The 17,301-nt window shown below is 69.1% G+C and carries 15 protein-coding genes; 7 read left to right on the forward strand and 8 right to left on the reverse strand.

Translation table 11 applies throughout. The features are described 5' to 3' along the window. Positions 1-124: 124 nt before the first annotated feature. Positions 125-1,372 (forward strand): PucR family transcriptional regulator, encoded by a 1,248-nt coding sequence (locus ACFY0U_RS43825; RefSeq protein WP_388645855.1) that lies wholly within the window; start codon positions 125-127, stop codon positions 1,370-1,372. Positions 1,373-1,418: 46 nt separating this feature from the next. Here the strand turns inward: ACFY0U_RS43825 and ACFY0U_RS43830 are convergent, their stop codons facing one another. The 4 genes from ACFY0U_RS43830 to ACFY0U_RS43845 all read right to left on the reverse strand — a co-directional run bounded on the left by ACFY0U_RS43830 (position 1,419) and on the right by ACFY0U_RS43845 (position 5,854). After that, positions 1,419-2,696, reverse strand: coding sequence for an aldehyde dehydrogenase family protein (locus tag ACFY0U_RS43830; protein WP_388645856.1), 1,278 nt, complete (start codon positions 2,694-2,696; stop codon positions 1,419-1,421). A 497-nt stretch (positions 2,697-3,193) separates the two neighbouring features. Then, on the reverse strand, positions 3,194-4,366 hold the full coding sequence (locus ACFY0U_RS43835) for a thiolase family protein (protein ID WP_388645857.1): 1,173 nt from the start codon (positions 4,364-4,366) through the stop codon (positions 3,194-3,196). Next, positions 4,356-5,099 (reverse strand): 3-oxoacid CoA-transferase subunit B, encoded by a 744-nt coding sequence (locus ACFY0U_RS43840; RefSeq protein ID WP_388645859.1) that lies wholly within the window; start codon positions 5,097-5,099, stop codon positions 4,356-4,358. The genes ACFY0U_RS43835 and ACFY0U_RS43840 overlap by 11 nt, the downstream gene beginning before the upstream one ends. Then, entirely contained in the window at positions 5,096-5,854 is a 759-nt protein-coding gene (locus ACFY0U_RS43845; protein WP_388645860.1) for a 3-oxoacid CoA-transferase subunit A, read from the reverse strand. The genes ACFY0U_RS43840 and ACFY0U_RS43845 overlap by 4 nt, the downstream gene beginning before the upstream one ends. 246 nt (positions 5,855-6,100) lie before the next feature. Here ACFY0U_RS43845 and ACFY0U_RS43850 point away from each other — a divergent pair, with 246 nt between their 5' ends. Further along, positions 6,101-7,264: a thiolase family protein gene (locus tag ACFY0U_RS43850; protein ID WP_388645862.1), complete on the forward strand. Its 1,164-nt coding sequence runs from the start codon at positions 6,101-6,103 to the stop codon at positions 7,262-7,264. 446 nt (positions 7,265-7,710) lie between these two features. On the opposite strand, the gene ACFY0U_RS43855 is transcribed toward ACFY0U_RS43850, so the two are convergent. The 4 genes from ACFY0U_RS43855 to ACFY0U_RS43870 all read right to left on the reverse strand — a co-directional run bounded on the left by ACFY0U_RS43855 (position 7,711) and on the right by ACFY0U_RS43870 (position 11,182). After that, on the reverse strand, positions 7,711-7,938 hold the full coding sequence (locus ACFY0U_RS43855; RefSeq protein ID WP_388645864.1) for a hypothetical protein: 228 nt from the start codon (positions 7,936-7,938) through the stop codon (positions 7,711-7,713). A 453-nt stretch (positions 7,939-8,391) separates the two neighbouring features. Further along, a complete protein-coding gene (locus ACFY0U_RS43860; protein WP_388645866.1) occupies positions 8,392-9,180 on the reverse strand; it encodes an enoyl-CoA hydratase/isomerase family protein in 789 nt (262 codons plus the stop codon). A 62-nt stretch (positions 9,181-9,242) separates the two neighbouring features. Then, on the reverse strand, positions 9,243-10,463 hold the full coding sequence (locus ACFY0U_RS43865) for an alpha/beta fold hydrolase (RefSeq protein WP_388645867.1): 1,221 nt from the start codon (positions 10,461-10,463) through the stop codon (positions 9,243-9,245). Further along, positions 10,460-11,182 (reverse strand): flavin reductase family protein, encoded by a 723-nt coding sequence (locus ACFY0U_RS43870; RefSeq protein ID WP_388645868.1) that lies wholly within the window; start codon positions 11,180-11,182, stop codon positions 10,460-10,462. The genes ACFY0U_RS43865 and ACFY0U_RS43870 overlap by 4 nt, the downstream gene beginning before the upstream one ends. Before the next feature lie 341 nt (positions 11,183-11,523). On the opposite strand from ACFY0U_RS43870, the gene ACFY0U_RS43875 reads away from it, so the two are divergent. The 5 genes from ACFY0U_RS43875 (at position 11,524) to ACFY0U_RS43895 (ending at position 17,194) form a co-directional block, all read left to right on the forward strand. After that, a complete protein-coding gene (locus ACFY0U_RS43875; RefSeq protein WP_388645870.1) occupies positions 11,524-12,402 on the forward strand; it encodes an alpha/beta hydrolase in 879 nt (292 codons plus the stop codon). A gap of 173 nt (positions 12,403-12,575) precedes the next feature. Then, positions 12,576-14,597 (forward strand): FAD-dependent oxidoreductase, encoded by a 2,022-nt coding sequence (locus tag ACFY0U_RS43880; RefSeq protein ID WP_388645872.1) that lies wholly within the window; start codon positions 12,576-12,578, stop codon positions 14,595-14,597. A 180-nt stretch (positions 14,598-14,777) separates the two neighbouring features. Beyond that, complete coding sequence (locus ACFY0U_RS43885) at positions 14,778-15,629, forward strand: MBL fold metallo-hydrolase (RefSeq protein ID WP_388645873.1); 852 nt, start codon at positions 14,778-14,780, stop codon at positions 15,627-15,629. 338 nt (positions 15,630-15,967) lie between these two features. Further along, complete coding sequence (fabG, locus tag ACFY0U_RS43890; protein WP_388645875.1) at positions 15,968-16,729, forward strand: 3-oxoacyl-ACP reductase FabG; 762 nt, start codon at positions 15,968-15,970, stop codon at positions 16,727-16,729. A 12-nt stretch (positions 16,730-16,741) separates the two neighbouring features. Further along, complete coding sequence (locus ACFY0U_RS43895; RefSeq protein ID WP_388645876.1) at positions 16,742-17,194, forward strand: MaoC family dehydratase; 453 nt, start codon at positions 16,742-16,744, stop codon at positions 17,192-17,194. Positions 17,195-17,301 lie beyond the last annotated feature (107 nt).

The raw sequence follows: 17,301 nt of genomic DNA on the forward strand, positions 1-17,301 counted from the left end.
TTGCGCCAAACCGTAGGTCGTACAGACAGTCTGGGCGATGTGCAGCCGCCCAATGTTGGCCGTGACCTCTGTGCAGTGGCCTATCCCTTGTCCAGGGCTGACACGTCTGCGTAACCTGTCGGCTATGCAGACGGCCGCCCCTGACGTCGCGATTCTGATCAGGCTGGTCGCTGAGCGTTGTCTCGCGGAGATCGACGACATGCTCGCCGACATTGACGCGGCGACCTTCGAGGTCGCGCCAATTCTGGCCGAGGACCCCGTCCTCGCCGCCGAGAGCCGGGCCAGCAGCCGGGCCAACGGGCTGCGCATGCTGACTGTCCTGCAGCGCCAGCCTGGCGAACCGGTGCCCCGTGGCGTGCCGTTGGAGACCCTCGACCTGGCCCGGACGTTGGTGCGCCGCGGCATCGAACTCGAGGTGCTCGTGCAGGCCTACCGACGTGGCCATGACGCGGCCTGGCGGCGGTGGATGGACGTCGCGGCCGCGACCATCGAAGCACGTGATGACCTGGTCGCGGTGCTGCGGGAGTCCTCGGCACTGTTGTCCGACTACATCAACGGCGCGCTCGACGCGGCCATCACCCGCATGCGAGAGGAACGGCAGGACCTGCACTCGGGAGAGCTGGCCCGGCGAGCCGAAACCATCCGCCTCTTGCTCGACGGCGCCCCCATCAGTGCCGATCGGGCCGGCCGACGGCTCGACTACGACCTCGCCGCCCGGCACACCGCCATGGTGCTGTGGGCGGATCCGCCCGGCGAGACACACGGCGTACTCGAGAGGTCCGCCGGACTCCTGGCGGCGGCGGTCCACGCCCGCCGCCCTCTGACGCTCCCCGCGGGCACCTCCACCCTGTGGGCCTGGATCGCCACCCGCCACACTCCGGACCGGGACGCGCTACGCGAGGCCATGTCCCAAGCCGCACCTGGCGTCCGCGCCGTACTCGGCCCGTCCCGGGACGGGCTCACCGGATTCCGGCGCAGTCACTCCGCGGCGCTCGCAGCCCAGGGGCTACTGGGCGACAACCCCGACGGAGACCGCCTCACCGCCTACCAGGACGTGGAGGTCGTCGCCCTCGCCAGCCACGACATGCAGCAGGCGCGCGAGTTCGTCTCCTCCACCCTCGGACCACTGTGCGGAACCGACCCGGCTCTGGCGACCCTGCGTTCCACACTGCGCATCTACCTCGACGAGGGCGGCAACGCGCCACGGACGGCCGAACGGCTGCACACTCACCGCAACACCGTGCTGCAGCGCGTCGCTCGGGCCGAATCCCTGCTCGGTTACCGGCTCGCCGAGCGTCGGCTCGCCGTGTCCCTCGCTCTCGAACTCCTGCGCCGCCTCGGCAACCGCGCACTGATGACCCGCCTGAGCTGAAGTCACAGGTGAGGGCGGGTCCGGCTGGAGTTGCCCGGTGCGACCATCACGCCCGAGAGATGGGGCCCGAACTGGGTGCGACCAGGTACTGCCGCAGGTACAGGTCGCGGAACGTCACCGGCCCACGGGGTCCGGGGACCCGGTCGATGTTGATTCCCGTCTCCGGGAGCCGTAGCAGTTTGAAGCCGTCGAGCAGGCGCGTGGTGGCGTTCCAGAAGGCTCCCGCGCCGGTGTAGGCGTCAAGGAATTCCGTGGCGGCGGCGGGATCCTGGGTTGCGATGCCGGCGGCGAGCCCCGAGGTCTCGTCGTTGGCGATCTGGGCTGCGTGCAGTGGGCCGTTCGCCTTGTCGACGGTCACGGTTGCCGCGCGTTGCGGGTCGAGCGACCACTCGTACCCGCGGGGGTGGGCGTGCGGGGGCAGGGACGCGGCGATGCCCAGGCGTTGCAGGACCTCGAGAATGCCGGGCAGCCGCTCGTCGTACACTGACTCGTCGATCAGCAGGAGATTGAGCCGGTTGCAGACGCCGAGGCGATCGAGGCTGTCGGTGATGAGTTGGTGTGCGGCCTTCTCGTCGGCGCCAGCGCCCACGTACAGCACAGCGCCGCCGTCGGCGTGGGCGAGCGTACGGACGCCATGGCGGGCGGCTTCACGGCCGAGGTCGCGGGTGCTGTCGCCGCTGCCGCGCAGGATGACCAGCGGGACGAGTTCGGGCATGGAAACCAGAGCGTAGGCAGCGGAGCGATCCTTGTGGGGAACGAGCTGAAGGACGTCCGGGTCGAGGCCGGCGTCACTCAGGGCCGGTCCGACGACGTGCGCCAGCAGCGCCTGGGACGAGCGCAGCGCCGCGGACCCGGTGCGCAGTACGCCCGCGTTGCGCGACTTGAGGAGCTGGGAGGCGATGTCGAGGGTCACGTTCGGACGCGCTTCGAAGTTCGCGCCGATGACGCCGACGGGACGGCGTCGTTCCCACAAGGTCAGGCCGTCCGGGCGCTCTTCGAGGACCGTGTCCCTGGGCTCGTGCACGACATTCGCGAGGACGCGGAGTTCGGCTGCCATGGTGTCGAGCCGGGGGCCTGTCAACCGCAGGCGGTCCAGCAGGGCTGGGGACATTCCGGCGGATGCGGCCGCCGCGAGGTCCTCTTGGTTCGCGGTCACCAGCATGCGCTGCGCTGTGGTGACCCGCTCCGCAATGCCGAGGATGGCAGCGTCGATGGCCGTGTCCGAAGCTCGTGCGAGAGCCGTGGCGCCCTGCTGGGCTTGGACGGCGCAGGCTCGCACCGCCTCATGGGCGGAGGTGGTTCGTCCGGGGGTGTCGCTGTTCAAGGAGTCACCTTTCGTTGGCCGTTGGCCGTTGGCCGAGGGAGAGGGGGCGCTTCGCCCGGACAGTCTCGTCGGCCGACATGCCGGCAGCCCAGCCCTCGGTGAGCTGGGAGACGGTGAGCAGTCCCCGCCGCCTCCGTCGAAGACGCGCCGACGTGGGTGCGGGGCCGTACTGCGTCGGGCGTCAGCGGCCGAGTGCGGGCCAGGAGCAGAACGGCATCGTCGATTGCAGCCAGGCCCGTAGACACTGCTGTGCCGTCTCACATGTGTCCTCCAAGGAACGCTTCGGACTGGCAAGGGCTGCTCGGAGCGTGGTTCGTCCGACCTCCATGTCGCAGTCGATGTCCATGGTCCACCTCACGCCGTGCGGCACCCGTCGTCCGGCCGGGTCGAGTGTCGCCGCATCCCCGAGTTGCGCCTTCTTATCGCTGATCGCCCACAAGGACCGCGCCGTGGATCGGGGAGGGAGGCCGTGCCGTGTCCGTCGCGAGAGCGGTCGCTCACGCTTCGAGTACCACCGCGAGCCCCTGACCCACGCCGATGCAGATCGCCGCGACGCCGATGCCGCCGCCACGCGTGGCCAGTGCGTGAGCGAGATGTCCGACGATGCGTCCTCCGGAGGCCCCGAGGGGGTGGCCGATGGCGATGGCGCCACCGTCCACATTCACCTTCTCGGGGTCGAGCTCGGGCCACAGCCGCAGACAGGCGATGCTCTGCGCGGCGTAGGCCTCGTTGAGTTCGACGAGATCCACGTCCGACCAGCTCTTGCCGGCGCGGGCGAGGGCGCGGTTGGCTGCCTCCACCGGTGCGATGCCGAAGACGTCCGGGTCGTTGCCTGCCACTCCTCGTCCGATGATGCGGGCCAGGGGGTGTGCTCCGGGCAGGGCGTTCTCCCCTCCGAGCAGCACTGCCGAGGCTCCGTCGTTGAGGGGAGACGAGTTGCCCGCTGTGACGCTTCCGTTCGCGACGAACGCCGGCTTGAGTCCGGCCAGGGCAGCGAGGCTCGTGTCGTCGCGGATGCCCTCGTCCCGGTCCAGGTCGACGCCGGGAACGCCGATGATTTCTTTCGCGTAGGCCCCTTCCGCGAATGCGCGTGCCGCGTTCTTGTGGCTGCGCAGGGCGAAGGTGTCCTGCTCCTCGCGCGAGATCTCGAATCGCTCTGCCAGGATTTCGGCGGTCTGCCCCAGCGGGATGGTCCATTTCTCGGGCATGCGCGGATTCACGAGCCGCCATCCCAGGGTCGTCGAGACCATGGTCCTGTTGCCCGCCGGGTACGCTCGGTCCGGTTTGGGCACGACCCACGGTGCGCGGCTCATCGACTCGACGCCGCCGGCGAGTACGAGTCGGGCGTCACCGGCTTCGATGGCGCGGCTGCCCTGGATGACTGCCTCGACTCCGGAGCCGCACAGGCGATTGACGGTCACCCCGGGCACGTTGGTGGGGAACCCTGCCAGCAGCGCGCCCATTCTGGCCACGTTGCGGTTGTCCTCGCCGGCGCCGTTGGCGTTGCCGAACATGATGTCGTCGATCCGTCCCGGGTCCAGGTCGGGCTGCCGTTCGACGATGGCGCTCATGACGTGTGCGGCGAGGTCGTCCGGGCGTATGCCCGAGAACGCCTTGCCGTACTTTCCGAAGGGGGTGCGTAGCGCGTCGTATATGAAGCTACCGGTCATGACCTCGTCCGTGTTCGTTCATGGTCGTGGGGTGGCGGAACCGCGCCGGCGCTCGGTCGGTTCCGGTCGGCAACGGGGCGACTCGTCCGTCCTCGAGGTGCAGTCCGGTGGCCGAGGCGAGCGCGTCGATCGTGGCGCTGCCGAACAACTCGCGCACCACGAAGCCGGCGGGCGTGACGTCGAACACTGCCTGGTCCGTGTACACGCGGGACACACAGCGCACGCCGGTGAGGGGGTAGCTGCACTGTGCGACGAGTTTCGGTGTGCCGTCCCGGGTGAGCAGATCGGTCATGATCCACACCGACCTGGCCCCGATCGCCAGGTCCATCGCCCCGCCGACAGCCGGTATGGCGTCGGCGGCGCCGGTGTGCCAGTTGGCGAGGTCGCCGCGCTCGGAGACCTGGAACGCGCCGAGCACGCAGATGTCCAGGTGGCCTCCGCGCATCATGGCGAACGAGTCGGCGTGGTGGAAGTAGGAGGCCCCTGGCCGCTCGGTCACCGGCTGCTTGCCCGCGTTGATGAGGTCCGGATCGATTTGACCGGGTACTGGTGCGGGCCCCATCGCCAGCATGCCGTTCTCGGTGTGCAGGATGACTTCCAAATCGTCGGGAATGGCGTCGGCCACGAGGGTCGGTGCGCCGATTCCCAGGTTCACGACGGAGCCCTCGGGAATGTCGAGGGCGATGCGGGCGGCGAGTTCGCGTCGGGAGAGGCCGGAGCTGAGATCGGTCATCGTTGGTCATCCCGTGATGCGAAGGAGCCCGGGTTCGGGTTGCCTTCCGCGTCCGCGGCGCCGACGAAGACGCCCTCACGCAGCCATGCGCGCTCTCCGACACCGACGACCCGATCGACGAAGATGCCCGGCGTGACCACGGTCTCGGGATCGATCGCGCCCAACTCCACGACGCGGTCGACCTGTACGACGGTCGTCCGCGCGGCGGCAGCCATGATCGGGCCGAAGTTCCGCGCGGTCCTGCGGTAGACCACGTTGCCCCAGCGGTCGGCAAGGTGGCCGCTCACCAGGGCGTAGTCGGCGTGCAGAGGGTGTTCCAGCACGTGGTCGCGCCCGTCGATGACGCGATGCTCCTTGCCGGCGGCCAGCGGGGTGCCGAACCCGGTGGGAGTGAAGAACGCGCCGATTCCCGCGCCCGCGGCCCGGATGCGTTCGGCCAGTGTCCCCTGCGGCGTCAGTTCGAGCTCAATCTCCTTCGCCCCGTAGAGACGGTCGAAGACGTGCGAGTCACTCTGGCGCGGGAACGAGCAGACGATCTTGCGTACGCGGCCGGCGGCGAGCAGGGCCGCCAGGCCCGTGTCTCCGTTGCCCGCGTTGTTGTTGATGACCACGAGTTCGCGGGCGCCCTGCTCGAGAAGGGCGCCGATCAGCTCCACGGGCTGACCGGCTCTGCCGAACCCGCCGATCATGATCGTCGATCCGTCCTCGATCCCTGCCACGGCCTCGGCGACGCTCGTGCGGATCTTCGAGATCACGCGACACCACCCTTTCACTGTGCGGCCTGGGGTGCCGCTGTGCTAGCGGTCACCGTACATCGAAAGAGACGATTTGACATAGGTAAAGTGCTGATGCCTATGACATGGGCTAGGGTGTCTGCGGGCGTCGTACTCTCCTCGCCGACTGGGAGATGTGACGCGTTGGGCGATGGCGGGCCGAATCGACCGTGCGTATCCGCCAGCAGCACATGTGCGGGTTGGGAATTCAGAACTCAGGAGGCTGTCATGCGGGATGCCGTGATCATCGAGGCGGTTCGCACGCCGGTCGGCAGGGGGAAGCCGGGAGGCTCGCTCCACGGAGAACACCCCGTGGACCTGCTGGCGCGGACCTTGTCGGCGCTGGTGGAGCGGGCGGGGATCGACCCGGCGCTGGTCGACGACGTCATCGGGGGATGCGTGACCCAGGTCGGCGACCAGTCCTTCAACACCACGCGCAGTGCGGTACTGGCGGCCGGTTTCCCCGAGAGCGTTCCGGCCATGACCGTCGACCGGCAGTGCGGCTCCTCGCAGCAGGCGGCGCACATCGCCGCACAGGGTGTCATGAGCGGCGCGTACGACGTCGCCATCGCCTGCGGCGTGGAGTCGATGTCGCGCGTGCCCATGGGCTCGAACATGCTGCCCGGCAGCGACCCGTTCGGCCCCAGGGTGGGTGAGCGTTACCCCGATGGACTGGTCCCTCAGGGGATCAGCGCCGAGCTGATCGCGGCACGCTGGAAGATCAGCCGCGAGGAGCAGGACGCCTTCGCCGCGGAGTCCCACCTGCGCGCTGCCGGGGCCTGGGGGCGTGGCGAGTTCGATCGTGAGGTCGCCTGGGCCGGGCAGCAGGATGAGACCGTCCGGGCGGGCACCACCGCGGAGGGTCTGGCCGGACTCAGGCCGGCCTTCTACGGCCCGCAATTCGCCGAGCGGTTCCCCGAGATCGGCTGGACCGTCACGGCAGGCAACTCCTCCCCGTTGACTGACGGTGCCTCGGCGCTGCTCATCGTGGGCTCGGACGTGGCCGAGCGGCTGGGCCTCCGGCCGCGTGCCCGCTTCCACACCTTCACTGTGGTCGGCGACGACCCGCTGTTCATGCTCACTGCCGTCATGCCTGCCACTCAGAAGGTTGTGGCGAAGGCGGGGCTGACGCTCGACGACATCGACCTTTTCGAAGTGAACGAGGCGTTCGCCTCCGTGGTGCTGGCCTGGCAGCGTGAGACCGGTGTCGACCTGGAGAAGGTCAATGTGCGCGGTGGTGCCATTGCTCTCGGCCACCCGATGGGCAGCAGCGGGGCCCGCATCATGACCAGCCTCCTGCACAGCATGGAGGACCGGGGTGCCCGTTACGGCCTCCAGACCATGTGCGAGGCGGGTGGTCTGGCCAACGCCACGATCCTCGAACGGCTCTGACGGCCCCTCGGTTTCGTCGGCGACGCTGGGTGGTGGTGCCGCGGTGCGGTCTCTCGGCCCCACCACGGCGCCACCGCCGCTCAGCCCCGGCGCAGCCGTGGTGCCCACAGGAGAAGTCCGGCCGCCAGGCCGAGGGCCGCGAACAGTTGCCAGACTCGGTGGAAGGATTCGACGGCCGTCGCCGCCGTGGGGGTGCACGGCGACGAAGAGGCTGATGCCGAGGACGGCGCCGAGTTGGCGGAGGCTGGCGTTGATCGCCGAGCCGAGCGCGAACCGTCCTGGAGGAAGCGACTGGGCGGCGGCTGCGGACTGGACGGGCAAGGTGAGACCCATACCGAGCCCGGTCAGCAGCGTGACGGTCAGTCAGTGCGTGATCCAGTGCGGGTCGGCGCCCACGACCGCAGCGCTGAGGGTGAGGCCTGCCGTCCAGAAGAACGCGTCGGCGGTCAGTGCTTGCGCGCTCCGTACGCGTGGGAGAGCCGGCCCGCGGTGCGCGCGATGGCGGCCGGAGGGGCGCGGTCGGCGGGGGCCACAGTGCGCAGCCTGTGCCGCCAACTACTCAGGGTGGTCGCGGCGTCGGTGACGGTGTCGAAGACCTGCAGGACTTGATCGGCTCCGGTCATCTCCACAATCCGGTGCAGCAGGCCCGGGACGCAGGGCAGGACCAGTACCACCGCCGCGTTCTCCGCCTCCCGTCGCGCTCGCAGCAGCAGATCCGCCCCGACGAGTCAAAGAACGACGCATTCGTCCGGTCCAGCACGACAAGCCGCTCCGTGCGAGCGCGGAGGGGGCGCGTCGGTGTGTCCGGTGGCCAGTGCGGCATGGCGGTCGCCGCGCAGGGTGCGGAGGCGTGCAAGGCCGCGTGTGTCGAGGGGGTGGGGTGGGGGAGAGGTGCTGGGATCGATGGTGCTGAGCGTGGTCAGGGAGGAGGGGAGGCATTGCTCCGCTGTGTCGACGGACTCCAGGAGATGGGGCGGGGTGGTTTGCCCAGGCTCGCTGTGTTTCATCGGGGCGGTGTCCTGGGCTTGCTGACAGCGGGCGGAGGCCGGCCAGTGGACCGCCTCGGTCATCTCGTTCTCCTGGGGTCTTCGCGGGGTGGGGCCGTCGGGGCGACGGCCCCACCCCGCCTATTCCCCGGTGAAGTCGACCGCGGGCCGGGGCCGCCCGGCCTTGTAGGCCGCCACGGCCGACGTGAGGCCGGCAGCCACATCCTTCGACTCGAACAGCGGGATGGCGATGTCGAACATCGCATCGTCGGCGGCCTTCGTACCCCCGGCCTCCCACAACCGCAACAGCGCCTTGTGCGCGGCGTGCGCCCGCGTGGGCCCAGCGGCCACCTTGCGCGCGAACGCCCGGGCGGCTTCGAGGACTTCGCCGTCGGGGAGGACGTGGTTGACGACTCCGGCCTGCGCCATGGTGGCAGCCGGTACCTGTTCCGAGTTCAGCGCCCATTCGAAGGCTCGGGCACGGCCCACGCGAGCCGCCGACCGGTAGATCCCGCCGAGCAGGGTGACCAAGCCCAGGCTCTGCTCGGGGTGCCCGAACCGGGCCCCCTCACCGGCGAAGATCACGTCGGAGCGCAGAGCGAGCTCGAAACCGCCACCGAAGCACAGGCCGTTCACCGCCGCGACAACCGGTACGGGAATCTGCTCGAACCGGTTGAAGGCGAACATGTACCGCTCGAACAGCGTCCGCAACTGCCGCACGTCGAGATCGGGCCACGTGACGATGTCCCCGCCGTAAGAGAAGTCAGGCCCTTCGGCCCGCAGAAGAATCGCCCGCGCTCCCGCCGACTCCGCCTTCTCGACCGCGGCGAGTAGTTCCTCGGCCATCTGTTCGTCGATACGGTTCTGCGGCGGGTTGTCGAGGATGATCTCGGCGACGTGATCGTCGATGTCGACGCCCAGGTGACTCATAGGTGCTCCATCCCTTCGAGATGGGTCGTTCGGTGTCTGTGGGGACAGGTGGGCGAATCCGGCTATGCGCCTGCGGCAGCCTGCGTGTCGCCCGCGTAGAAGTGCTCGGGCGGAACCACGCCGGCCAGCCGATCGCGGATCGCGGCGGAGAACTGCAGGGCTGCTCCGAGAGGACGGTGGTGGATCGCCGCCCGCACGACCTTGCCATCAGCGTTCTTCTCCAGGACGGTGACGCCGAAGAGTTGCACTCCGCCGAACGCCGTCGCCTTCCACTGCAGGTAGGTCGTGGTTGCGTCGGAGGCCTCGGCCGTGAATTCCAGCGACTCGTAGATCGTGCTCGCAGCGGCCATGACCGAGGCGACGGACGTTCGGCCGGCGATGGGCTTGACCAGGACGCTGGCCTCCAGCACCACGTCTTCGGCGAAGCCCTCGCCGAAGGTACTGGCGGACTGCTCCGCGAAGCCGCTGCGCCAGCCAGAAGCCGCGGCGTCGGCATTCAGGTTCTGGAGGAAGACGAGGACTTCGCGGACCAGGGCATCAGGGTGCACAACGTGTAGCCAATGGCCGCCGTCGGGAATTGTGGCCAGGCTCGCGCCGGGGAAGCGGGGTGCGATGACTTCGGTGACCAGTTCTTCGGTGACGAACCCGTCGCTGTCGCCGCGGACGATGAGGACGGGGCCGGGGTATGGGCTCTTCTCCGGTGCCTCGTCGGCCCCGGTGTTCCAGATGTCGACGTAGCGGGCCACCACGGGCGGCGGGACCAGCAGGCCGCTGCGGCCCAGTTTGTCCAGTGCCGCATCGTCCAGCTCGGGTGAGAGCTGGCTGCGCACGGCACGCTGGGCCTCCACGTTCCCGCCGAGGGCCCGGAACGGCGCGACGGCTTCGTCGGGCAGATGCGTGCCTCCCAGGGGGACCGGAGTGAGCAGAACCAGCCCGGCCACGCGCTCGGCCCGGGCGGCCGCCGCGAGCTCGGCCACCTGGGATCCCATGCTCTGGCCAACGAGAACAACCGGGCCCTCGATCTCGTCGATGACGGATGCGACCTCGTCGGCGAACAGGGCCAGGCTCAGCTTCTGCGCATCCACGGAGGCGGATGCACGGGCCCCGGAACCCGGAAGGTCGAGGCGCACCGTCGTCAGGGCGCCATGCAGGGCCTGGATGAAGCCGTCCCAGACGGTGGTGTCGTCCAGGAAGCCGTGGACGAGCACCAGCGTCGGCGCCCCCGGTAGCGCCTCGCCCTCACGGGTGGTGGCAGGGTCGGTGTGCATGATGTCTCTGGTCATTTCGGTCCAGTCTTCGTTGATCCGGACGGCGACCATTCCGCCGTGTCGATGGGTGAGAAGTCCGTCGGACGTTCATCGAGCCGCGCGCTGCGCGTCACGCGCAGACGCTCGACGAGCTCCTCGGGAAGGGGGGTGGTGAAGATGTTGTCGACGAGCGAGTACTCGGCGGCCAGACGCCCGACGGCCCCCAGGGCACCGATGTCGATGCGCCCGCCGGGCAGGTAGAGGTCGTCGCGCACGTGGAAGCGCTCCACGCGCCCCCACACCACGTGGTCCGGCATCGGGGGCATGGGGATGATCCGATCGACCACGCACTCCATGGAAATGGGGGCGTCGGCGATCCGGGGCGCCGCTACGACCTCGCACTCGCCCTTCTCCAGGCCGAGTGCCTCGAATTCGTCGACATCCGAGGCGAACTCGAAGGCGGAGCGGTGCACCTCGTCGGCATGGCCGATCGAGGCCATGTTCACCACGAACTCACCGGTGTCCCGGATGTTGACGAACGTGTCCTTCAGGGTCACCTCGTCGGAGCGGGGCTGAAGGGAGATCGACACCATCGGGGGAAGGCGGCCTACGACGGTGAAGAACGACACCGGAGCCACATTGCCGACGCCCGCGGTCGACCGGGTGCTGACCCAGGCGATCGCGCGCGGCAGAACACTGCCGATGAGGAGTTTGTAGCTCGACCTGGCGTCGAGCGATGCCGTATCGATGATCATTCCACTCTCCGTTTAGCGCGCCTCAGCCGAGGTGCCGCCGGCTGCGGCGCCCGGCCCGCGGCAGGGCGTTGATCGCCATCCGTACAGGAGCGTAACGTCTATGGGTGTGTCAGTACCAGCCCTGCCGCACGAAAAGGCGGCGGGTTGGCCGGGGTGCTGCGGCTGTTCGGCCGGATCGGCGAGCGACATAGTCATACCGTTGTAACCTCTGTACGTAACTGCTACGGTCGGCCGCCATGACGGCAACGACGCTTTCCGGTACCGGTGGCTCCCGGTGAACGACGCTGGTCGGCACCTGCCTGATCAGAGAGGACTGGCAAACCATGGTTGACAGGCGAGACGTGGCATTCACCGCCGAGGGCGGGGTGACTCTGCGCGGGTGGTACTTCGTGCCGGAAGGCGAGGGTCTTCATCCGGCCATATCGATGGCTCACGGCTACGCCGGTGTCAAGGAGCACACTCTGGAGGGCTTTGCGCGGCTGTTCGCCGAGGCGGGCTTCGCGGTGCTGCTCCACGACCACCGCACGTTCGGCGCCAGCGACGGTGAACCGCGTCAGGACGTCAATCCGTGGGTGCAGACCGATGACTGGCGCCGCGCGATTTCCTTCCTGGAGGCGCAGCCGGAGGTCGATCCCGGCCGGATCGGTGTCTGGGGAAGCAGTTTCGCCGGAGGCCATGCCATCGTGCTCGGTGCTACGGACCGGCGTCTTAAGGCCGTCGTCGCGCAGGTTCCGAACATCAGCGGCCACCGGCAGGCACTTCGGCGGGTTCCTCCGCATCTCGTTCCCGCCCTCGAAGAGGGGTTCGCGGAAGAGGAGCGCAGTGCCGCCCGCGGGGAACGGGTCCGCTACCAGCAGATCGTCAGCTCCGATCCGGCGGTCCACGCGTCGTACTACTCCAGTGACGCTGTCGACTTCTATCTCCAGGAGCTGCCCGAGGGCGTCTGGGAGAACCGGGTGACTGTGCGCTCCACCCGCATGGCGCGCATGTACGAGCCCGGGCAGTTCATCCGGAGGGTGTCCCCCACGCCTCTGCTGATGATCGTCGCCGAGGCCGACTACCTGACCGTGACCGACGTCGCTCTCGAGGCCTACGAGGAGGCCCTCGAGCCCAAGAAGCTGATCCTCATCCCCGGTGGTCACTTCGACCCGTACCGCAGTCAGTTCGAACGTGCCGGCGCGGGAGCACTCGAATGGTTCCGGGAGCACCTGCAGGCGTAGCGCGAGGCGCGCTCATCGGGCCGTCGGGCATCGGCGCGTTCGGGGTCCGGCCGGGTGGTCGACCGCACCGCCTCGGCGCCCGACCAGCCCCACCCCTTAGACAAGTAGTTGCACAACATGGCATCTGCAACCGACTGCAGGAAGCAGTCGGTTCAGGACGAGGAGTCGTACCGATGACCGCTTACCCCCACTTGCTGAGCCCTCTGGACCTGGGCTTCACGACGCTTCCGAACCGGGTGATCATGGGTTCGATGCACGTCGGCCTCGAAGAGGCCGAGCGGGGCTTCGAACGGATGGCAGCGTTCTATGCCGAGCGGGCGCGGGGTGGGGTCGGATTGATCGTCACGGGCGGGATCGCGCCCGATGACCGGGGTCGGCTCGGCCATGGTGCTGCCCGGATGGCGACCGAGGCCGAGGCTCAGCAGCACGCGGTGATCACCGAGGCGGTGCACCGGGAGGGCGGCCGGATCGCCATGCAGATCCTGCACGGCGGCCGGTACTCCAACCACCCGGACCTGGTGGCGCCGAGCGCGATCCGGGCCCCCATCAATCCGAACGTGCCGCACGCGTTGACCGGCGAGGAGGTCGAGGAAACGATCCAGGCGTTCGTGCGGGCGGCCGAACTCGCCAAGGTGGCCGGTTACGACGGCGTCGAGATCATGGGCTCCGAGGGCTACCTGATCAACGAGTTCATCGTTCCCGCGACCAATCACCGCACCGACGAGTGGGGCGGCAGCTACGAGAACCGCATGCGCTTCCCGGTCGAGATCGTCCGCCGGACACGCGAGCGGGTCGGACCGGATTTCATCATCGTCTACCGGCTCTCCATGCTCGACCTGATACCCGGCGGCAGCACCCTGGACGAGGTCATCACCCTCGCCAAAGCGGTCGAGGCGGCGGGAGCAACCATCATCAACACCGGGATCGGCTGGCACGAGTCACGCGTCCCGACCATCGCCACCTCGGTGCCGCGCGGAGCCTTCACCTGGGTCACCGAGAGGGTGATGGGAGCCGTCTCCGTTCCCCTGGTGACCAGCAACCGGATCAACACGCCGGAGGTCGCCGAGCGGCTGCTGGCCGAGGGTCGAGCGGACCTGGTGTCCATGGCCCGTCCGTTCCTGGCCGACCCCGACTTCGTGGCGAAGGCGCGTGACGGGCGTGCCGAGACCATCAACACCTGCATCGGCTGCAACCAGGCCTGCCTGGACCACGTCTTCAGCGGCCAGATCACCACCTGCCTGGTGAATCCGCGGGCCTGTCACGAGACCGAGCTGGTCCTGTCCCCGACGCGCCGGCGCAAGCACCTGGCCGTTGTCGGAGCTGGCCCGGCCGGCCTGGCGCTCTCCGTCGCTGCCGCCGAACGCGGCCATCAGGTCACGCTGTTCGAGGCCGACGACGAGATCGGCGGTCAACTGAACGTGGCCCGGCGCGTCCCGGGCAAGGAGGAATTCGACGAGACGCTGCGGTACTACCGCGTCCAGCTCGAACAGCACGGCGTCGATGTGCGGTTGGGCACCCGGGTGACGGCGCAGAGCCTGATCGCGGGCTCGTTCGACGAGATCGCCCTGGCCACCGGCGTCACGCCCCGAGACCCCGGGATTCCTGGGCAGGATCGTCCCGAGGTGGTGAGCTACCTGGACGTCCTGCGTGACCGGGTGACGGTCGGCGAGCGCGTGGCGATCATCGGCGCCGGCGGCATCGGCTTCGACGTCGCCGCCTACCTGACCGACCCGGGCCACAAGGCGAGCCTTGACCCGGAGGTCTACTCCCGGCACTGGGGCGTCGACACGGACTACCGCGACCGCGGCGGCCTCGGCCCGGCAGAACAGGGGAAGCCGACCCGGACCGTACATCTCCTCCAGCGCAAGACGAGCAAGGTGGGCGCGGGGCTCGGCACCAGCACCGGCTGGATCCACCGGACCGAACTCAAGCACCGCGGCGTCACCATGGTGGCGGGAGCCACCTACGACAGCATCGAGGACGGCGGCCTGCGCATAACCGTCGACGGCGATGCGCAGCTCATCCCGGTCGACACGGTGGTGCTGTGCGCTGGGCAGGAGCCGAACCGCGGCCTGTACGAGGAACTGCGCGAGGCCGACCAGTCCGTCCACGTCATCGGCGGGGCCGACGTCGCCGCCGAACTCGACGCCAAGCGGGCAATCCGCCAGGGCACCGAGCTGGCGGCGGCTCTCTGACAGTGACCCCGAGGAACGCGGAGTTGTCCGCGCCCTGTCGGCCGAGTGCCCAGGGCCGGCGCACTCCCGGCTGGAGCGGTACAGGGAGCCCTGCCCTCGCACCGACAACGCCACCTCGACCACGGGGCACAGGCGCTTGGACCACTGAACCACTGAACGACTGAGCGACAGGAGTAGGCCTTGGCCGGTAAGAAGGATCTGCGGTACGCGGTCCACGTCTCACCCTCGATCCCGACAGCGATCAGTGATCTGCCGCCCGGTGTGGAGCGGCGGATGTGGTCGCCGATCTCATCGACGCTCGTCTACGGCGACCGCGACGCGGTTCTCGTCGACCCGGTCATGACGGCCCAGCAGGCTGCCGCGCTCGCCGAGTGGGTGGAGTCGTTCGACCGGAACCTGACGACGATCTACGTCACCCACGGACACGGCGATCACTGGTTCGGGCTGGCGACCCTCCTCGATCGTTTTCCGAGTGCCCGGCCGGTCGCCACACCCGCGGTCGTCGAGCACATGTCGAAGCAGATGGAACCGAGCTTCGTCGAGAGCTTCTGGAGCGCGCGGTTCCCGGGCCAGATCCCGCGCCGCATCGCCGCCGCCGACCCGGTGGAGGAGACGGTGCTCGAACTCGAGGGCCGGGAGTTGGTGATCGTGCCGCTCGGTCACACCGATACCGATGACACGACCGCGCTGCACGTCCCGTCGATCGGACTTGTCGTAGCCGGGGACGCCGCCTACAACGATGTGCACCTCTACCTCGCCGAGTCGCCGAGTGCGGGCCGTAAAGCGTGGAAGGAGGCGCTCGACGTGATCGGCGACCTTGACCCCGACCATGTCGTCGCGGGGCACAAGCGTCCCGACCGGCCTGACTCCCCGGACATCCTTGCCGAGACCCGCGTGTACATCGATGACTTCGAGGACTGCGTCGCGCGCACCGGTTCCACCGAGGAGCTGTACCGGGCGATGCTGGAGATTCATCCGGACCGTGTCAATCCGGGCGCTCTGTGGGGCTCGGCCCGTTCGGTGAAGGGCTGACGCCTCATGGCCGTGGCGCACCAGGCGGCTTCTCCAGCCGCAAGTTCGCCACGGACGGTGCCGCTGCCACGGTGTGCGAGGCGTTCGCGGTGCCACCGCTGTCGCGGGGCGCCGATCCGCATCGGTGCCTAAGACGTACAGAAGGCGTATATCGGAGCGCCACGGACCATGCGGTCCCGCCGTCCTGCCGGCGGATGCGGGCCGAGCGCACGTCGAGCCGACTTCCACATCACTGACAGGGGCCACTCGCCCTTCTTCTCCGCCACTGACGTGCTCGCAGCGCGTTGTGGCACCGGCATGAGCGGGCCGGAGGCCCGGCTCAGGAATGGAACACCCTCATGACCCCCACCACCACCCGGACGGCGATCGTCACCGGGGCGGCGCGTGGCATCGGCGCCGCAGTCGCCGCGCGCCTGGCCGCGGACGGCCTCGCCGTTGCCGTGCTCGACCTCGACGGCGACGCCTGCAAGCCCGTGGCCGCCCGCATCGAAGAGGCCGGCGGCCGGGCTCTCGCCGTCGGTGCGGACGTCTCCGACGAGCAGTCCGTCGAGCGCGCGGTGGCCCGCGTCGCCGAGGAACTCGGCGCGCCCACTGTCGTCGTCAACAACGCCGGGGTGCTGCGCGACAACCTGCTGTTCAGGATGAGCACCGCCGACTGGGACACCGTCATGAACGTGCACCTTCGGGGCTCGTTCCTGGTTAGCCGGGCCACTCAGAAGTACATGACCGAAGCCGGCTGGGGCCGCATCGTCAACCTCTCCAGCGACTCCGCGCTCGGCAACCGGGGCCAGGCCAACTACTCGGCCGCCAAGGCTGGCGTGCAGGGATTCACCAAGACGCTCGCCATCGAGCTCGGCAAGTTCGGCGTCACTGTCAATGCCGTCGCGCCCGGCTTCATCGCCACCGACATGACCGCCGGGACAGCCAAGCGGGTCGGTCTGTCCTTCGACGAGCTCAAGGAGTACGCCTCCCAGAACATCCCGGTCCAGCGGGTCGGCGAACCGGCCGACGTCGCCGCAGCGGTGTCGTTCTTCGTCCGTGAGGACGCTTCGTTCGTCAGCGGCCAGGTCCTGTACGTGGCCGGCGGCCCCAAGGCCTGAGGGAGATTCGACATGAAGACGTACCACGGCCTTGACGGACTCGAGAAGGCGGTCGGCACCGTGATGGGCCGCAGCGAGTGGCACACCATCACCCAGGACGAGATCGACCGGTTCGCCGACCTCACCGGCGACCGGCAGTGGATCCACGTGGACTCCGAGAAGGCGGCGCGGGGCCCCTACGGCACCACGGTGGCTCATGGCTACCTGGTGCTGTCCCTCATCCCGGTACTGCTGGTCGAGGCGGCCCAGGTGGAAGGCCTGGCCACGCTCATCAACTACGGCAGCAACAAGGTGCGTTTCCCTGCCCCGACCCCCGTGGGCTCCGAACTGCGTGGCACTGTGGAACTGCTGGAGCTGAAGCGCGGTCCGCAGGGGGCGCAGGCTGTCTTCCGCGTGACGATCGAGCGCCGGGGCGGCGAGAAGCCCGTCTGTGTCGCCGAGACGGTGTCGTTGCTGGTGGAGTGAGTGTCTGGGCGACGCGGGGGGGTGGTGGGGGGGGGCGGTCTAGGGGCGGGGGGGGGGGGCGCGGGGCGGGGGCGGGGCCACCGGATGGAGGCCCCGGACGGGGGGGT

It is taken from the genome of Streptomyces sp. NPDC001536 (genome assembly GCF_042894505.1).
Classification (GTDB): domain Bacteria; phylum Actinomycetota; class Actinomycetes; order Streptomycetales; family Streptomycetaceae; genus Streptomyces.